Annotated in this window: 14 protein-coding genes; 5 read left to right on the top strand and 9 right to left on the bottom strand. The window is 37.7% G+C overall.

Features of this window, described 5'->3' with window-relative positions; all coding sequences use genetic code 11:
- Nucleotides 1–7: 7 nt before the first annotated feature.
- Together ACFQO1_RS04070 and ACFQO1_RS04065 are read right to left on the bottom strand one after the other, a co-directional pair.
- Nucleotides 8–1,309, bottom strand: a complete 1,302-nt coding sequence (locus tag ACFQO1_RS04070) for an ABC transporter ATP-binding protein (RefSeq protein ID WP_380216692.1) — start codon at nt 1,307–1,309, stop codon at nt 8–10.
- Complete coding sequence (locus tag ACFQO1_RS04065; protein ID WP_380216806.1) at nt 1,309–2,181, bottom strand: ABC transporter permease; 873 nt, start codon at nt 2,179–2,181, stop codon at nt 1,309–1,311. Before ACFQO1_RS04065 ends, ACFQO1_RS04070 begins: the two co-directional genes overlap by 1 nt.
- A 172-nt stretch (nt 2,182–2,353) precedes the next feature.
- Between ACFQO1_RS04065 and ACFQO1_RS04060 the strand changes: the two genes are divergently transcribed.
- Nucleotides 2,354–3,133 (top strand): FkbM family methyltransferase, encoded by a 780-nt coding sequence (locus ACFQO1_RS04060; RefSeq protein ID WP_380216691.1) that lies wholly within the window; start codon nt 2,354–2,356, stop codon nt 3,131–3,133.
- Between the two features lie 208 nt (nt 3,134–3,341).
- On the opposite strand, the gene ACFQO1_RS04055 is transcribed toward ACFQO1_RS04060, so the two are convergent.
- Nucleotides 3,342–3,584: a hypothetical protein gene (locus ACFQO1_RS04055; protein WP_380216690.1), complete on the bottom strand. Its 243-nt coding sequence runs from the start codon at nt 3,582–3,584 to the stop codon at nt 3,342–3,344.
- Nucleotides 3,585–4,318: 734 nt separating this feature from the next.
- On the opposite strand from ACFQO1_RS04055, the gene ACFQO1_RS04050 reads away from it, so the two are divergent.
- The gene (locus tag ACFQO1_RS04050; protein WP_380216689.1) at nt 4,319–5,068 is read left to right on the top strand and encodes a hypothetical protein; all 750 of its coding nucleotides are present in this window, start codon (nt 4,319–4,321) and stop codon (nt 5,066–5,068) included.
- A gap of 1,019 nt (nt 5,069–6,087) precedes the next feature.
- Here ACFQO1_RS04050 and ACFQO1_RS04045 read toward each other — a convergent pair.
- The 6 genes from ACFQO1_RS04045 to ACFQO1_RS04020 all read right to left on the bottom strand — a co-directional run bounded on the left by ACFQO1_RS04045 (nt 6,088) and on the right by ACFQO1_RS04020 (nt 13,343).
- Nucleotides 6,088–7,062, bottom strand: a complete 975-nt coding sequence (locus tag ACFQO1_RS04045) for an SDR family oxidoreductase (protein WP_380216688.1) — start codon at nt 7,060–7,062, stop codon at nt 6,088–6,090.
- A 38-nt stretch (nt 7,063–7,100) separates the two neighbouring features.
- Nucleotides 7,101–7,454, bottom strand: a complete 354-nt coding sequence (locus ACFQO1_RS04040; protein ID WP_380216687.1) for a four helix bundle protein — start codon at nt 7,452–7,454, stop codon at nt 7,101–7,103.
- Between the two features lie 110 nt (nt 7,455–7,564).
- Entirely contained in the window at nt 7,565–8,860 is a 1,296-nt protein-coding gene (locus ACFQO1_RS04035; protein WP_380216686.1) for a nucleotide sugar dehydrogenase, read from the bottom strand.
- A 467-nt stretch (nt 8,861–9,327) separates the two neighbouring features.
- A complete protein-coding gene (locus ACFQO1_RS04030; RefSeq protein ID WP_380216685.1) occupies nt 9,328–9,921 on the bottom strand; it encodes a sugar transferase in 594 nt (197 codons plus the stop codon).
- Between the two features lie 178 nt (nt 9,922–10,099).
- On the bottom strand, nt 10,100–12,547 hold the full coding sequence (locus ACFQO1_RS04025; protein ID WP_380216684.1) for a polysaccharide biosynthesis tyrosine autokinase: 2,448 nt from the start codon (nt 12,545–12,547) through the stop codon (nt 10,100–10,102).
- Between the two features lie 4 nt (nt 12,548–12,551).
- Nucleotides 12,552–13,343 carry a polysaccharide biosynthesis/export family protein gene (locus ACFQO1_RS04020; RefSeq protein WP_380216683.1) on the bottom strand — a complete coding sequence of 264 codons (792 nt, stop codon included), beginning with the start codon at nt 13,341–13,343 and terminating at the stop codon, nt 12,552–12,554.
- A 139-nt stretch (nt 13,344–13,482) separates the two neighbouring features.
- On the opposite strand from ACFQO1_RS04020, the gene ACFQO1_RS04015 reads away from it, so the two are divergent.
- From ACFQO1_RS04015 to ACFQO1_RS04005, 3 genes are all read left to right on the top strand, one after another.
- Complete coding sequence (locus tag ACFQO1_RS04015) at nt 13,483–15,348, top strand: ABC-F family ATP-binding cassette domain-containing protein (protein ID WP_380216805.1); 1,866 nt, start codon at nt 13,483–13,485, stop codon at nt 15,346–15,348.
- Nucleotides 15,349–15,841: 493 nt separating this feature from the next.
- The gene (locus tag ACFQO1_RS04010; protein ID WP_380216682.1) at nt 15,842–16,252 is read left to right on the top strand and encodes an endonuclease domain-containing protein; all 411 of its coding nucleotides are present in this window, start codon (nt 15,842–15,844) and stop codon (nt 16,250–16,252) included.
- A gap of 266 nt (nt 16,253–16,518) precedes the next feature.
- Nucleotides 16,519–17,289, top strand: a complete 771-nt coding sequence (locus tag ACFQO1_RS04005; protein WP_380216681.1) for an O-methyltransferase — start codon at nt 16,519–16,521, stop codon at nt 17,287–17,289.
- The last annotated feature ends 11 nt before the right edge of the window (nt 17,290–17,300 follow it).

The following is a 17,300-nucleotide window of genomic DNA, read 5'->3' as shown; positions in this document are numbered from 1 at the left end:
TAAATTTTTATGATTCTATATCCAAAACTTTCATTTCCCAAGGAAAGTTTGTTTTAAAAATTCCAGCATTCTTCCCTAATCGTTCTCCTTCTCTTCGTGCCATCGGTAAAACATTAAAAGTCAACAAGTCTTTCACAAGAATCAAAACATCTTGTGTACCTTCAACAACATAAATATTTACAATAAATTCTCCTTCATTTAGCATCTCTTTAGGTATTTTCCCAATAAAACTTACTAGTCCAGGTTTCTCTTTAAGATTATTGGGCCTTTGGGCTTTTCTTGTCTGCGACATGAAGATTACATTTCCATTTGAGTCAAGAAATTGAAATCCTATATTTATATTTCTTCGAGTATCATTAACCTCTATTTCGCAAATCATAAAAATCTCATCATCTATTTTAATAGGCTGATTAGTATTTACAAGATCACTACTAACTATCGCTTTTAGTAACTTTACTCCATTCTTTTCGGGTATGTTATTATCAATATATTTCAAAACATTAGTATGGGAAGTACCCCTTTCATCTAATAGATAAGAAGAAATTGCCTGATTAACATCTCCGTTAAAAGAAATTGAGCCATTTTGCAAAACAATTCCTCTAGTACAAAGTGTCGCAACACTTGCCATATTATGACTCACAAATAACACGGTACGACCCTTTCCACCACTAATTTCCTGCATTTTTCCAATTGCTTTTTTTTGAAATTCAGCATCGCCCACCGCCAATACTTCATCCACTACCAAGATATCGGGTTCTAAATGAGCTGCGACTGCAAAAGCCAAACGTACCGTCATCCCGCTACTATACCGTTTTGTAGGGGTGTCTATATATAGTTCACACCCAGAAAAATCTACGATCTCGTCGATCTTAGAAGCGATCTCAGCTTTGGTCATTCCAAGAATGGCTCCGTTTAAATAAATATTCTCTCTGCCAGTTAATTCTGGATGAAAACCGGTACCTACTTCGAGTAAAGAAGCGATACGCCCTTTAGATTTAATAACACCTGTAGTGGGGCTAGTAACACGGGATAATAGTTTTAGCAAAGTAGATTTACCAGCACCATTTTTACCAATAATTCCTAACACCTCACCAGCCTTTACTTCAAAGTTAATATCCTTTAACGCCCATACATACTCTTCGGTAGGTTGAGCATTACGATCATTTACACTACCAATTTTTAAATAAGGGTCTTCTTTACCTCGTATGGCATGCCACCAACGATTTAGATCGTGAGCAATGGTTCCAGTACCTACCGTTCCTAGCCGATATTGTTTACTAATATTTTCTACTTTTAAAATCACTCCCATTACACGGTATCTATAAATGTTTTTTCGGTTCGATTAAACATGGTAAGTCCTATAAAAAAAGTAACTATGCAGGTAATAATGATTAAAAAAAATGAATTCCAACTAAAATATAGTAAATCGGTTCCAAAGACACTACGTCTAAATCCTTCCATAAGATAGGCAATAGGATTATAGTCGACCACCCAACTATATTCGGGTACTTTTTCTTTTAATGCTTTAATAGGAAAAGGAACAGCAGAAATATACATTAGTAATTGCACGGCAAATCCTATAAGAATAGACATATCGCGATATTTAGTAGTAAACGTTGTAATAATCATTCCCAGCCCTAAGCCTAATATAGCCATTAGAATTACATATACTGGGAATAACCATAAATACCGATCTGGTGCGATAGGTATCTCTAAATATACTGCATAATAAATATAGAAACCAATTAGAATGAGACACTGTATACCAAATTTTACAAGATTGGATATCACTTTGGACATAGGGACTATAAAACGCGGAAAATAGACCTTACCAAAAATAGCAGCATTAGCTCGAAAAGTACCTGAGGTACCCATCAGGCATATTTTAAAATAATTCCAGGCAGTAATTCCAGCAAGATTAAATAAAAAGGCAGGGACAACACCCGTATCAATTGCAGCTATATTATTAAAAACCAAAGTGAAAATAACAGAAGTAAACAGCGGCTGAATAAAAAACCATAAAGGCCCTAGAACGGTCTGTTTATAGACAGTCACTAAATCTCTTTTAACAAATAAAAATAGAAGATCACGGTATCTCCATATTTCGCGAAAATTGAGATCAATCAACTTCCGTTTTGCTGAGATCTCAAACAACCACGATTCATTTTCTCTTGAGTTAATAACCAGTAGATTTTATTCTTGGCTAAGATACTAATTCTATTGACACCTATAAAAGAAGGAAATTATTTTATATACAGTTTATCTTTACAAATTCACCCTATTCATAGCAATAAAATTTATAGTACTTTTACATCAAACAAGGGTGTTATTACCTCTTGATTACTAAAAACGAATGATCAAAATACTAAAGAAGTTAGTTAAGAAAGGGCTCCGTAAGAACGGTTATAAATTAACAAAAATTCAACCCAAAAAAAAAGTGGAAACTCCAGAGTATGTAGTTGCTACTATGTATTCTATTTTAAGGGACTTGAAGGAAAGAGGACTTCAATGTACTCATATTATGGATGTAGGCGCAAACAGGACGAGCTGGAGCCGTATTGCAAAAGGGTTCTTTCCAGACGCAACATTCTGCTTAATTGAACCGCAAGTTGAAATGGAGGAAGGCTTACAACAATTTATTTCAGATTTCCCTGGAGATCTATACTACTTAGCAGGTGCTGGGAGTAAAAAAGAGACACTTGTATTAACAGTCTATGATGATCTTGCTGGTTCTTCGTTTCTTCCCAATGCAAATCCTGAATTAAAAAAAGAAGGCAAACAAAGAGAAATTGAAATTATTACTTTAGATGATATTATTTCAGATAGTACCTTTGAAATTCCACAACTCGTAAAATTAGACATTCAGGGGTTTGAATTAGAAGCACTAAAGGGAGCTACATCGCTTTTTGGAAAAACAGAAGTATTTATACTGGAAGTGTCACTTTTTGCATTTGGTAGTGGTAAAAAAATGCCTGAATTTGCTGAAGTAATTAGCTTTATGTATGAAAGAGGGTATGTGGCATACGACTTTCCAGGATTTCTAAGAAGACCTTTAGATAAGGCCCTAGGGCAATGTGATGTCTGTTTTGTAAAAGAAAATGGATTTCTTCGTGCATCTCACCATTGGAAATAAAAGATTGAAAAAATCGAACTCTAAACTTCTTTTCCCTTTTATCCTAAATATTATAAAAAAAACGTTAGACACTAGCAAAATCTAAGGAGTTAAAAAGCATAAGGAATGCTGTCCAAAAGGATTAAACAAAATGGATGAACTGTAAAAATAGAATAAATTCACCAAAGCACTTCTATAAAACAAAAAGAGGTGTAAAAGTAGGAAAAATTCAATCTTTTTCTTTCTCCTTATCTGTAGTTAAATCAACATCTACATGATTAATCGCTCTAAGAATATTTACTTCAGAAAGTCGTAAGTGTTTCGCAACTTCAACATAGGTAAGGATTTGATGTTTTTCGAGGTTTTCTTTTCGTTTAATGATCCTCACCCATTCTCTACAATAGCTGTCTTCCCGACCCAATAATGGGATCAGATCTTTCGGATAGACTACGTATCGTAAATTTTTCATCATACAATCGGTTACTAACAACAAATAGGCTCACAACAAATAGGATATGGGGCTCCAAAAAAAGTAAAAAACTAGTATTCATATGGTTACCTATACATACAGCGTGCCAAAATTTTTTAATGCTTTAAAAATTGCTCTTGGATCTAGGCTTAAGAAAGGGGTTCGAAATGAATGATTCGTGAATCGTGAATCGTAAAACGAATGTACAATCAGATAAACCTTAAAGTCCTAATCCAAACAACAAACAGCAAACAACAAACAACTGAGAACTGAGAACCGAAAACCGACAAAAACCTAATCACATCTCACGATTCACAACCCACAACAAACAACCCACAACCCACAACCCACAACACACAACACACAACCGACAACTGATAACTCACATCTTACTATTCACGTTTCACAACCCTCCTCCATAGATACTCCATAGATACTCCATAGATAGTGTATGGGGAGTGTATGGAAAATGCAAAGCATAATTCAGCTTATTAAATACAATAAATGACAGAAAACGGCATAAAATAGTATAAATGGGATACTATAATCTAAAGAAGCTATGACGGGATAAAAGGGATTAAAAATTAGTTGATGACGTAGAAAGTTCTAAACACAGAACAAGCCATGGCAGACTAAGATCAAGGCGATATGTTTACCACATCGAATTGACAGAAAGGGGGTTACCTCATTTCTGAAAGCGGTAAAACAACTAGTAGTTAATTTAAACCATAAAAATCATGGCTAAATTAAAAAGCTTAATCAAGATCGAAGGAACCCTGGACGATCTTACCTTTTACAAGGGAAAAGAGGGGTATTTAGTACGCCGTAAAGGGGGCGTGAACAGAGATCGGATTAATAACGATCCGGCATTTATTCGAACTCGTGAAAACGGAACCGAATTTGGACATTCGGCAACGGCTGGGAAAATTCTAAGGCGGGCCATAGTGCCTCTATTGTCAAGTGCAAAAGACAATACCATTGTCGCCAGACTTGTAAAAGTAATGAGTCTAGTGAAAAATGAGGACACTACCTCGGTCCGCGGACAGCGAAAGGTCCACATCGGACTCACAACAAACGAGGGGAAAGCCTACTTTAAGGGGTTTGACTTTAATTCGAAAGCCACACTTTCAAGTGTCTTGCTTACCGAATTTGCGTTGGATACTGCGACAGGTCAGATTGACATCACGGGAGTGATTCCGAATCAGAATGTGGTAGCACCTCCGGGAGCAACCCATGTAAGTTTCACGGCTGGTTTTTTAAACCTTGATTTTGAAACAGAAGAAAGCGAATTGATTCTCAGTCCGAAAGTCAATACGCCCATTAACGGAAGCAGTTCAAATGTGACGTTGACACCAGTTTCAGTTCCGCAGGGTACTGGCAATCAGTTTTACTTTTTGCAACTGGAGTTCTTTCAGGAAATTAACTCGGTACAGTACCAGTTAAACAATGGCACCTATAATGTCCTCACCATTATTGAGATATTGTAATTACAAACAAGTCTACTTCCAAAGGCGTCTTTTGGGCGCCTTTTATTATATAAGACTACTCCCCTCCTATTCTTGCATCCGACGATCCGCTTTAGCGGAGAGAGAAATCCACAGGGTAATTTTCAGTATACTGAAAATTGGGGTGGTTCTTTTACTCGATATCAACAAAACACCCCTAATGAGCTACGCTCGGTATCTTCAAATAAGTCTTACTTATTTTCGATAATCCTCAAGGGGACAATCCCAAAACTCAAATGCAAGACTCCCTTTTCATCAGAATATAAATCAAAAAGCTCCGGAATTCAGGTAAGCCCGAAGAGGCTTACCGCGGAGTTTTTGATTTGGTTAGAATAGGTCAGAAGGAACTATTCTAAATTCCTATGAAAAGGTGTCCTTTTGTTTGGTACTTTATTTTGGACAAGCAAAATAAAGGACGTAAAATATAAGAGCAATAAGCGTAAAACGCGTTCCGCTGTTTGAAGATGGTAAAACCATCAAGTTCGGAACGTGTAGTGTTGACTCGTAGAATTTAGAATTCCTTTCTTCAGTCTAGATTTTTTTTGCTTCGTTTTTTTATCATTGAAAAAAATGAAGAAATAGAAAAGTATGTGAGATTTCTCGTGATACTCGAAATGACATCAGGTAGTATTTACATAAACCCTATCAAACCAAAGGCTTGAAACAACGACCTAAGAAAGGAGCACATAAAATTCTTTGCATCCGACGATCCGCTTTAGCGGAGAGAGGAATGCACTGTTGAAATAGTAATATATTAATTTCGGAACGTGTAGTGTTTACTCGTACAATTTAGTGTGACTTTCTTCAGTCTAGACTTTTTGGTTCTTTTACTGTCTCCGACGAACGAAGAGAGAGGAAGACACAAGAAAAAGAACATATAATAAAATAATGTGAGATTTCTCGTGATACTCGAAATGACTCCAACCTACAACAACCAAATCACAATTCACGCTTCACCTGCCTGTCGTGCCTCTGGCAGGCAGGCATCTCACCTCTCACGCTTAGAAGTTCTCCCACGTTACCCGCAACCCTTCCTCCACAGAAAACTGCGGGGCATACCCCAACAAACGTTTCGCTTTACTGATATCTGCTAACGAATCTCGTACATCCCCTACTCGTGGCGGACCGTAAACAGGATCCAGGGTAACTGAAGAAATAGTTTGTAAAGAACTCCAAAGTTCATTGAGGGAAATTCGGTTTCCATAGGCAATATTATACACTTCGTTTACAGAATTTTCAGCAGAAAAGAAGGCTCGTATATTGGCTTCTACCGCATTGGCTACAAAGGTAAAATCACGCGTTTGATCTCCATCACCATGAATGGTTGGGGGCGTACCGTCTTTTAATGCCTGCATAAATAAGGGAATTACGGCTGCATAGGCACCATTCGGACTCTGACCCGGACCGAAGACATTAAAATACCGCAATCCGATGGTAGGGGTGGAATAGGTTTTATAGAATACGTCTGCGTATAATTCATTCACCAATTTAGTGACGGCGTAAGGTGATAACGGATTCCCAATTTCAGACTCTATTTTAGGCAATGCCAAACTATCGCCATAGGTAGAACTGGAAGCTGCATAGACCATTCGTTGCACGGTATCACTTTCATTTTGTGCCACCAACATATGTAAAAAACCAGTAATATTGACGTCATTGGAGGTAATAGGGTCATCAATAGAACGTGGCACACTCCCTAATGCCGCCTGATGCGACACATAATCAATACCTTTCATCGCCTTTTTACAAGTCGCCAGATCACGTATATCCCCTTCCATAAATTCAAAAGCACTATGATCTCTAAAAGGAGTTATATTCTGAAGGCTTCCTGTTGCCAAATTATCCAGCACCCGAACTTTTTTTGCTCCATGCTGAAGCAAATACGCAACCAGATTACTCCCTATAAAACCTGCACCTCCGGTTACTAGGAAGGAGTGTTTTGAAAGATTTCTTTTATGATATGGTTCGTTGTACACTATGATTTGAATTATCGTGAAACATGAATCGTGAATCGTTATTTCATTTTCTTTTTTATGTAATTTCGAAACCCTAAAAGTAATTGTTTCTCTTTAGTAATTAAATTAGCTAAAGAAATATCTTCTTCAAGAAAGTTTAATCGTAAAGCAATTAAGTAGTGTGTTTCTACTTCTGCTAGAGAACCTAAGGCTATACTCAAAAATTGTAATAATTCTTTATCGCTTTTTCTTGCAGCTCCCTCTGCGATGTTAGACGGTATTGAAACAGCAGCCCTTCTGATCTGTGAAGTAAGGCCGAAACGTTCAGAATCTGGAAAAGCACTAGAAACTGTATAAACTTTTTCAACTAAGAGCATTCCCTTTTTCCAAACATCTAACTCTTTATGATCCATAAAATTAATTTCTAAAAATTCACTTCTCACCTTTCACGACTCACGTCTCACGTCTCACTTCTCACGTCTCACCTTTCACGACTCACTTCTCACGTCTCACCTTTCACGTTTCAAAGCCTCCCATCAACCTTCCCCTTTGGCAAAAACGACTTCACATCAAATACTACACAAGGATCATTCGTATGCGCTTCTATATCAAATACTGAAAACTCTGCATGCGATACAGCTAAAACCACCGCATCATAATTGAATTTTAAATCGGAAGCTTCAGAAAGGTGTAAATTAAATTCTGCTGAAACTTCTTCGGCATTCGCCCACGGATCGTACACATCGATATTCAGATTGTATTTTTCCAATTCAGTGATCACATCGATCACTTTACTATTCCGAATGTCGGGACAATTTTCTTTAAAGGTAATTCCTAAGACCAACACATTTCCTCCTTTTACTTTCGCGTCCTTTCGGATCATTAATTTTACCACCTCTTGAGCCACATAATTTCCCATCCCATCATTCATACGCCGACCTGCCAGAATGATTTCGGGATTATAGCCTTCTTCTTGTGCTTTTTGAGCAAGATAATAAGGGTCAACTCCAATACAATGGCCACCTACCAGCCCCGGTGTATAGCGTAAAAAATTCCATTTGGTGGCAGCGGCATCCAATACATCCTGCGTATCGATATCCAGTAGTCTAAAGATCTTAGACAGTTCATTAACAAATGCAATATTAATATCACGTTGCGAATTTTCGATCACTTTAGCAGCTTCTGCTACTTTAATAGAAGGTGCCAGATGGGTTCCCGCAGTGACGATGGAAGCGTATAAACCATCAATATAGCTCGCTGCTTCGGGAGTAGAACCCGACGTTACTTTTAAGATTTTTGTGATGGTATGTTTTTTATCCCCCGGATTAATACGTTCGGGTGAATAGCCCGCATAGAAATCTTTATTAAACTGAAGTCCTGAAACTTTTTCAAGTATGGGTACACAAATGTCTTCGGTCACTCCGGGATAGACCGTCGATTCATAAATTACTACATCTCCTTGCTTAAGAACACTCCCTACTGTTTCACTTGCTTTTTGAAGCGGAGTCAATACTGGCTGATTATATTTATTGGTAGGCGTAGGTACGGTGACGATATATACGGTTGCTTCGGTAATGGCTTCCGCAGAATCAGTTACAAAGAGACCTGTATCACCTTCCGAAGAAAGCACACCTACTAATTGGTCTTTTTCTATCTCTAAGGTATGGTCGATTCCTTTTTGCAGAGCAGCAATCCGATGGGCATTAATATCAAAACCAATCACTTTATATTTTGATGCAAATGCAACCGCCAGCGGCAAGCCTACATAGCCTAAGCCTATAATTGCTATGGTTGGATGGGTATTAAAATTTTTACTCATTCTATTTATTTATTCTCTAGCTTCAAAGGCCAGTTAATTTATTAATCTAAAGGAATTTAAAAAACACCCCTAAAGTCCCCTCAAGGGGACAATCCATAAAATTAAAATACTCAACAAAAAAATTCAACCAACTATAAATTTAAATCTTTCTAAAAGTATTCTCGGAAAGATATATAACTCTTAGCTTCCTACTTCCTACTTCCTACTTCCAACTTCCTACTTCCCGCTTCCTACTTTTCACGTTCACCTTTCACGCTTCCAGCTTCCATCTCCCAACTATCGAATATCGACTAAATATATAACAGCAAAGCAATCTTTTAACTTTATGCTAAGCCTTTTCACGTCTCATATTTCACTCTTCACGTTTCACAACAGACAACCGACAACTCACAACAGACAACCACTCACCATTCACTATTCACGCATCACGTTTCACGTTTCACGTTTCACGATTCACCATTCACTCCTCACGCCCCAAATACCGACCTCCACAAATACTTCAGATCTCCACTAAAACTCCACGTTTCCACATAGCGTTTATTGATTTGTACTTTATCTGGCCAGATCACTGTATCATTATAAAGATTGGGGTCCTTTTGTTGAAGTAACAACACATCTTCATTTTTATATTTTAAAGTAGCGGGACCGGTAACTCCAGGGCGTACTTGCAAAAGATTGCGGTCTGTTCCTTCAAGCAAATCTGCATACCCAGGAACATCAGGGCGAGGCCCTACCCAACTCATTGTACCTGAAAGCACATTAAAAAGTTGTGGTAATTCATCTAATTTCGTTCGGCGTAGCCATCGACCAAACGAAGTTTCCAACGCTTTCATTTCGTTGATACTTTGATGATTTTTACCTTGTAAAGAACGTAGTTTATAAACAAAAAATGGGGTTCCGTACCTTCCTATTCGTTTCTGAAAAAACAAACCATTCTGTTTCGTACTTATGGAAGCCAACACCCACAAAATAATAATGGGTAAGATCAAAAAGGGCAACAATACCAACGCCAGCAAAACATCAAAGATTCGTTTTTGTATATGTTGTTGTTTCGTTAGCAAATTTATATCTCAGCTTTTATAACACTTTTCACGTTTCACCATTCACCTCCTACATTCACGCTTACAACCGACAACTGACACCTATTCACCAGTCACGTTTCACTTTTCACGCTTCCAGCTTCCATCTCCCAACCATCAACTATCAACCATTAACCAACAACCGACAACCATCAACCCTTTACCTCTTAAACTTCCTTAGCAACCTTTTCCAAGGCGATCGCTTCCGTTCATTTTCATGATAGCCATTACTATACGCACCATAGCCGTAGCCATAACCATACCCGTACCCATAGCCATAAGTTCCTTTCTGCTGAAAGAAATTAAAGACATAACTGATATTCGAAACTTCTCCACGTTTGTATTTTTCATTGATCATAGAGAACATGCCGCGCTTGGTATAATTCTGACGTACCATATAGATGGTCGCATCTGCAAATTTTAATAATTCTAGGGAGTCTGTCACTAATCCTACCGGAGGAGAATCTAAGATGATATAGTCGTAGGTTTGCTTCAATTCTTCAATAAGATCTTCCATACGTTCGCTCATCAGCAATTCAGAAGGGTTGGGAGGAATAGGTCCGGAAGTGATCACATCCAAGTAAGGAATCTCAGTCTTTTGAACAATGCCTGAAAGATCGGCATCCCGAATTAGATAGTTCACAACGCCTTTGGTATTATCAATCTTAAAATCTCCAAATATTTTAGGCTTCCGAAGATCTAGCCCTAGCAAGACAGTCTTCTTTTCACTAAGCGCAAATACCGAAGCTATATTGATAGAAGTAAATGTTTTTCCCTCACCACTCACAGAAGAAGTAACCAACACCGTTTTAGTGCCTTCGATCCCTTGTTTTTTATACATAAACTGAAGACTGGATCGCAACGCTCTAAAGGATTCAGCAACCGACGATTTTGGTTTTTCAATCACAGCGAGATTACTCGCCACACGACTTTTCCCTACAACGCCCAAAATAGGAATACTACTCAACCGCTCTATATCTTTTACGGTATGAATTTTCGTATCAAAAAACACGCGCACAAACACGAGAACAAAGGGAATGATAAATCCGTACAAGGCTGCCATAATATAGTTAAGCTGCGTATTAGGACCTACTTTGCCACCCCCCGTATCTTTGGCAGGATCAATCACCAACACATCGCTTACATTGGCAGCTTTGACCAAATTAGCTTCACTACGCTTAGACAAGAATAGATTATACGTCCCCTGACTTAAACTATATTTTCGTTCAATTTTAATAAGGTCTTGTTGTTCCTTCGGAAGCTTTCGAATTTCTGCTTCATACTGTCCTATGTCTCTGTTGATGGTCGCTAATTCTTGTCGTATTAATCCCTTAGAAGAATTAATGTTCTCTAGAAGAACCGTTTTAATCGCATTGATCTGCCGGTCGATATCATCAAACACAGGAGCGTCTTCTTTAAACGAGTAAGATAATTTACTTCGGTTTTGAGCGAGATCGGTAATTTTAGAAACACCCGCTACAATACTTCCTTCCGTAATCCCAGCAACTGAAGGTGCAGGCACACTACTGTAATCGGTTCGTGTCGTCAAATAGGCTTCCAGTGTGTTGTAATAATTCAATTTTTGCTGTACCCCGTCCTTTCTCGTATCTAAAGAATTTAAGCGGGATTGAATGTTCTGTCCTTCGGCTTCCAGACTCAAAACAGCATTTTTATTTTTAAACGCATTAAGTTCTGCTTCCACATCGACCAATTCACCACTCTTTTCCTGTAACATACTATCAATAAACTTGATCGTTTTAGTAGCAAAAAGATTTTTTCTTTCTAGAGCTTCATCTTGTAATACTTTCACAGTATTATTAAGATAGTCAACTAGTTTAGCCTTGTTAGTTCCTACCATGCTCAAGCGAAGTACCGACGAACCGGGAGGATTTTGTGAGATGTTGACATTAGAATAGCGGGCTACTGCAGAGTCAAAATTGGTAAAATTGATGTAATAAGGTTTGTTCGGCACCACATTAATGGCTGGATTAGGAGCAAAACGCCCGCTAAAAAAAGGCAACTCGATTTTTTCACCGATCTTAAATTCTTGGCTAAAAGTTTCCGCAGCAAAATACCGAACACTTTTTTCCTTCGAAGAATAATTCTGAAGGGTAACATTTCCTTCAGTAAAAACAGTTTCTAATTGAAAGGTAACACTGTCTTTAAAACGAACTGTGATATCGTTACCAAGTATTTGAGGGCGTAACGTATCTACCTCCACAAAAAAGGGAGTTTGCTTATAGGCATCAACACGCTGGTATTTTCCGTCCCGTTGATAGTTCAAATAATACTGCAAACGCTCCACTACCGATTCGTTATGGGAACGTGACTTTAATACGATCATGGCATTATTAACCTTGTCTGAAGTCCCTCCCCAATTAAAGGTTAAACTGGTATTAGTCGTAAAAAAAGGATTCTGATCGTCTTTTACAGTAATCATACTTCCCATTGCATACACAGGAAGTTTACGAACATTGATATAATACGCAATACCAAAAGCGATAGCTAGAGAAAAAACAAATAAAGGCCAGTGTCGTAATAGGCGAACCAAAAACCCTTTGAAATCAAAAGTGGATTCAACCTTATCTATTTCAAATTCCTGATCCATAGTTTTATAAACGTATAAACAATAAAATAACACCCGTAAGTGCAGTGACTACACTTAATATGGTGGTAAAGGATTGTAATCCTGTAGTACCCGTACCAATAGTTTTTTGCGGTAATGGATTGACAATAATAAGATCATTAGGCTTGATATCATAATACGGAGAATTCATCGCATCGATACTTGTGAGATCGATATGATGTACCTTTTGTCCGGTAGGATATTGCCGTATGACTATGATATCTGAAAGGTCTCCGGTAAGCGGGACTCCTCCACTATTGGCAATTGCCTCTACAATTGACACTTGATCTCTGTAAATAATATTAGATCCTGAACCTCCAATTTCCCCGGCAATGGTATAGCGAATACCTGCTAATTTTACCGTAACAAAAACATTGGCTTCTTCTTTGTAGTAATCTGCTAACAGCCGTCTTTCAATGTCTTCTCGCACTTCATCGACCGTCATCCCTAGTACGGGTAATTCACCCAGTATAGGCACTCGTATCTTTCCATGAGGATTGACTACAAAGCCATCATAATATAAGCGCTCTTCACCAGTAGCATTAGGATCGGCTTCACCCACAGGATTAAAAATATCCTTAAAATCAGGATCTAATGCCTTCGTACGAATACTTAAAAGGTCATTCACCTGCAAACGATAAGGCTCATTTTTCTTTAAAATAGGATAGATCGTATCACGGGTATTTTCATTTTCCTGAAGATACGTAATTTGCTTTCTGGAGATGCAGGAAGACCCTACTAACAACAAAAGTAATACAAGGAGTGATGTGAGTTTCATTTAGGGTGGCGCTTGTCTTGGACAAATATAACGCAATGTGTCTAATTATAAAATATATTGATTGGCTTTAAAGTATTTTAAAGCCATTGTTACTATGTTAACTGACTAAAAACAGTTTATTTTGCAAAAAATTGTACCTGTGAATTACGTATCTGTCGAAAATGTAGGAAAGTCTTATGGGGAACGTGTCTTGTTTAAAGGCATTTCCTTCGGAATCAATGAAGGACAAAAAATTGGCTTTGTCGCCAAAAATGGAACGGGTAAAACTTCCTTACTGAATATTCTTTCTGGAGAGGATGCTCCGGATGAAGGTGACGTAGTGTTCAGGAAGAATTTAAAAGTCGCCTTCCTCTCTCAGGAACCCAACCTCAACCCAGAATTAACCGTCGAAGAAACCATCTTTACAGGGGACAATCCGATATTAAAAGTGATTTCAAATTATGAAAAGGCAATACTACATCCAGAAGAAACCGAAAGCTATCAAAGGGCATTCGATCAAATGGATGCCCATAATGCCTGGGATTTTGAAACCCGCTACAAGCAGATCCTTTTCCAACTGAAGCTAGAAAACTTAGACCATAAAGTGAAAACTCTAAGTGGCGGACAGAAAAAAAGACTGGCCTTAGCCAATGCACTATTAACGCAACCAGACCTATTGGTGATGGATGAACCTACTAACCACCTAGATCTTGAAATGATCGAGTGGCTGGAAGAACTCTTTGCCAAAGAAAACTTTACCTTGTTTATGGTCACTCACGACCGCTATTTCTTGGAGCGTGTCTGCAACGAAATTGTAGAATTGGATGAAGGAAATTTATACAGTTACAAAGGAAATTACAGCTATTATCTGGAAAAAAGAGACGCCCGCATTGACGCCGAGTCTACCGAAACCGCCAAAGCAAAGCAACTTTATAAAAAAGAATTGGACTGGATGCGACGCCAACCCAAAGCCCGTACGACAAAAAGCAAGTCGCGTATCGATGATTTTAGCGACATCAAAGCACGGGCACACCAACGACGAAATGACCATGAGATGCAATTAGAACTCAATATGGAACGTCTAGGCACCAAAGTAATCGAACTACATAATGTGTCAAAATGCTACGATGATAAAGAGCTCTTCAACAAGTTTGATTACAACTTCATTAAAGGAGAACGGGTAGGTATTATTGGTAAAAACGGAACTGGAAAATCTACCTTCCTCAATATGATCACTGGAAGCATACTTCCCGACACCGGAAAAGTAGTGATTGGAGAAACCGTTAAGTTCGGATATTACACTCAGAAAGGAATAAAAATTAAAGAAGGACAGAAAGTTATTGATGTAGTAAGGGAATTTGGTGATTATATTCCGTTAAAAAAAGGCAGACAGATCTCAGCCCAACAGTTATTGGAACGCTTTTTATTTGATAGAAAAAAACAATATGATTTTGTAGAAAAATTAAGTGGTGGCGAGCGAAAGAGGTTATACCTCTGCACCGTCCTTATTAAAAATCCCAACTTTTTAATTCTGGATGAGCCTACCAATGATCTGGATATTGTCACCCTCAATGTATTGGAAAGCTTTTTACTGGATTTCCCGGGTTGTTTGATCGTAGTTTCTCACGACCGCTATTTTATGGATAAGATCGTGGATCATTTATTTGTATTCAAAGGAAAAGGGGTTATTCAGGATTTTCCAGGAAATTATTCAGATTACAGAGTGTACGAAGACAGTGCTGTAAAAGAAGTTCAGGAAACGAAGACAGAAAGCAAACCTAAGAATGACTGGAAAAAGGATGCGAGCAAACCACAATTAAGCTATAATGAGCAAAAAGAATTTAGTAAATTAGAAAAACAGATCGCCAACTTAGAAAAAGACAGAGAGCAACTACAAAATAAGTTCGCTACTGAAAATTGGGATGGAGAAGAAATTGACAAACAATCTAAAAAACTTCAGGAGATCATAGATACCATCGAACAAAAAACCGAGCGCTGGTTTGAACTATCTTCAAAAATGCAATAACATTTTAAACTTTATAAAACACCCCTAAAGTCCCCTCAAGGGGACAATCAAAATTAAATTAAGAGAAAATAAAACTTTCCTTTTTTTAAACTTCCTATTACCATTTTCAAAGAATGTTATGTGTTTTAAAAGTACTGAACAAGTTGTGCCCTAGAAGGTTATTGATAATAAGTATTGCTTATTTGAAAAACTGTATAAAATGACTCCTTGACTTGCCTCCGACGAGCGTAGCGAGAGGGAGGCATCATTATAAGCGGTGTTTTTAATGAAGTTGTAAAATTTCTAAAACATCCCCCGACTGTCTTCGACAGTTTCCCCCTTCAAAGGGGGAACTCTTTTAATTGTCCCCATGAGATTATCAAAAATAAATATTGCTTATTTGAAAAACTACATAAAATGTCCCCTTGAGGGGACCCTGACGATAGTCAGGTTTTTAGGGGTGTCATTGCACTAAAAAATTCAATATCTTTAAAGCTGCAAATAATAATAATATTTGAAAAACCCAATCATCCCATATAACTCAAAATTAAAACCTCTCGCTAGACAATTAAGAAAAAACAGCACGCTATCCGAAATCATTTTGTGGAAGGCTATAAAACAAAGAGCTCTTGGAGTTCAGTTTCATAGACAAGTTCCAATGCTGGAATATATTGTAGATTTTTATTGTCATGAAATAAAACTGGTAATTGAAATAGACGGCGTAACTCATGAATACCGATTTACAGAGGATTCTGAAAGACAACAGGCAATAGAAAAGTACGGAGTTTCTTTTGTAAGATTTTCAGACTCAGAAATCAAGAAAAATATGTTTAGTGTATCATTAGTACTAGAAGAAACCATATCCAATTTATTAGCAAAAAAAAAAGACACCCCTAAAGTCCCCTCAAGGGGACAATTAAAATGAAATTAATAGAAAATAAGCTACTTTTTTTAAACTTTATTTTACCATTTTATATAAATATATGCTATCTATTTTTAATATTACTAAACAAGTTGTTCCCTTGAGGATTATCGAAAATAAGTAAGACTTATTTGAAGATACCGAGCGTAGCTCATTAGGGGTGCAAAAACAACCGCCAACTGGAAACCGACAACAGACAACCGACAACTGGAAACCAACAACAGACAACTGACAACTGAGAACTGAGAACTGAAAACCGTCAACAAAAAATGCACCAACTCAAGTCCTACCTAAAATTCCTCTTCCGCAGCACCAACGCGCACGGAGTCCACTCTCCTTTTGTCTATGATGTAGTCACTAAATGCTTTTACGACAAGACTCAATATCCTGCCTACAAACGATTAAAGCAATATAGAAATCTGTTAAAAAAAGACACTTCAGTCATCGAAGTAACTGACTTTGGACAAGGTTCCAGAGTTTTTAAAAGCAATACAAGAAAAGTCAGTGATATTGCCAGATATGCTGGGATGAGCCAGAAAAGACAACGATTACTTTTTAGACTGACGCAGTATTTTTCTTCGGAAAAGATCTTGGAACTAGGAACGTCATTAGGTCTTGCAACAGCGGCTTTGTCCCTTGGAAATCCAGATGCGAACATTGTAACGGTAGAAGGCTGCCCAAATACTGCGAGAAAAGCGAAGGAATTATTTCAAAGCTTTCAGCTTACAAATATTCAGCTAAACAACAGCAGGTTTGAAACCTTCTTTTCTGAAATAAAAGAAGAAAACTACCAACTTGTCTTTATAGACGGAAATCATAACAAAGAAAAAACACTTGCATATTTTGAAACGTTGCTGCCAAACGTTTCAGAAGACAGTATTGTTATATTTGATGATATTTATTGGAGCAGACCCATGACCGAAGCTTGGCAGCAAATAAGCAACCACCCACAAGTTACCGTAAGTATTGATACCTTTCAATGGGGAATCGTAACTTTCAGAAAGACACAGCCAAAACAACATTTTACTATTAGAGTGTAACAACCAAAGTC

It is taken from the genome of Jejudonia soesokkakensis, assembly GCF_042664795.1.
GTDB lineage: Bacteria > Bacteroidota > Bacteroidia > Flavobacteriales > Flavobacteriaceae > Jejudonia > Jejudonia soesokkakensis.
This window is presented reverse-complemented; position numbering and strand designations above follow the sequence as displayed.

Coding starts and splice junctions, on each gene's coding strand:
- ACFQO1_RS04070 (WP_380216692.1), bottom strand. CDS start 1,309: ATGGGAGTGATTTTAAAAGTAGAAAATATTAGTAAACAATATCGGCTA.
- ACFQO1_RS04060 (WP_380216691.1), top strand. CDS start 2,354: ATGATCAAAATACTAAAGAAGTTAGTTAAGAAAGGGCTCCGTAAGAAC.
- ACFQO1_RS04055 (WP_380216690.1), bottom strand. CDS start 3,584: ATGATGAAAAATTTACGATACGTAGTCTATCCGAAAGATCTGATCCCA.
- ACFQO1_RS04050 (WP_380216689.1), top strand. CDS start 4,319: ATGGCTAAATTAAAAAGCTTAATCAAGATCGAAGGAACCCTGGACGAT.
- ACFQO1_RS04040 (WP_380216687.1), bottom strand. CDS start 7,454: ATGGATCATAAAGAGTTAGATGTTTGGAAAAAGGGAATGCTCTTAGTT.
- ACFQO1_RS04035 (WP_380216686.1), bottom strand. CDS start 8,860: ATGAGTAAAAATTTTAATACCCATCCAACCATAGCAATTATAGGCTTA.
- ACFQO1_RS04025 (WP_380216684.1), bottom strand. CDS start 12,547: ATGGATCAGGAATTTGAAATAGATAAGGTTGAATCCACTTTTGATTTC.
- ACFQO1_RS04020 (WP_380216683.1), bottom strand. CDS start 13,343: ATGAAACTCACATCACTCCTTGTATTACTTTTGTTGTTAGTAGGGTCT.
- ACFQO1_RS04005 (WP_380216681.1), top strand. CDS start 16,519: ATGCACCAACTCAAGTCCTACCTAAAATTCCTCTTCCGCAGCACCAAC.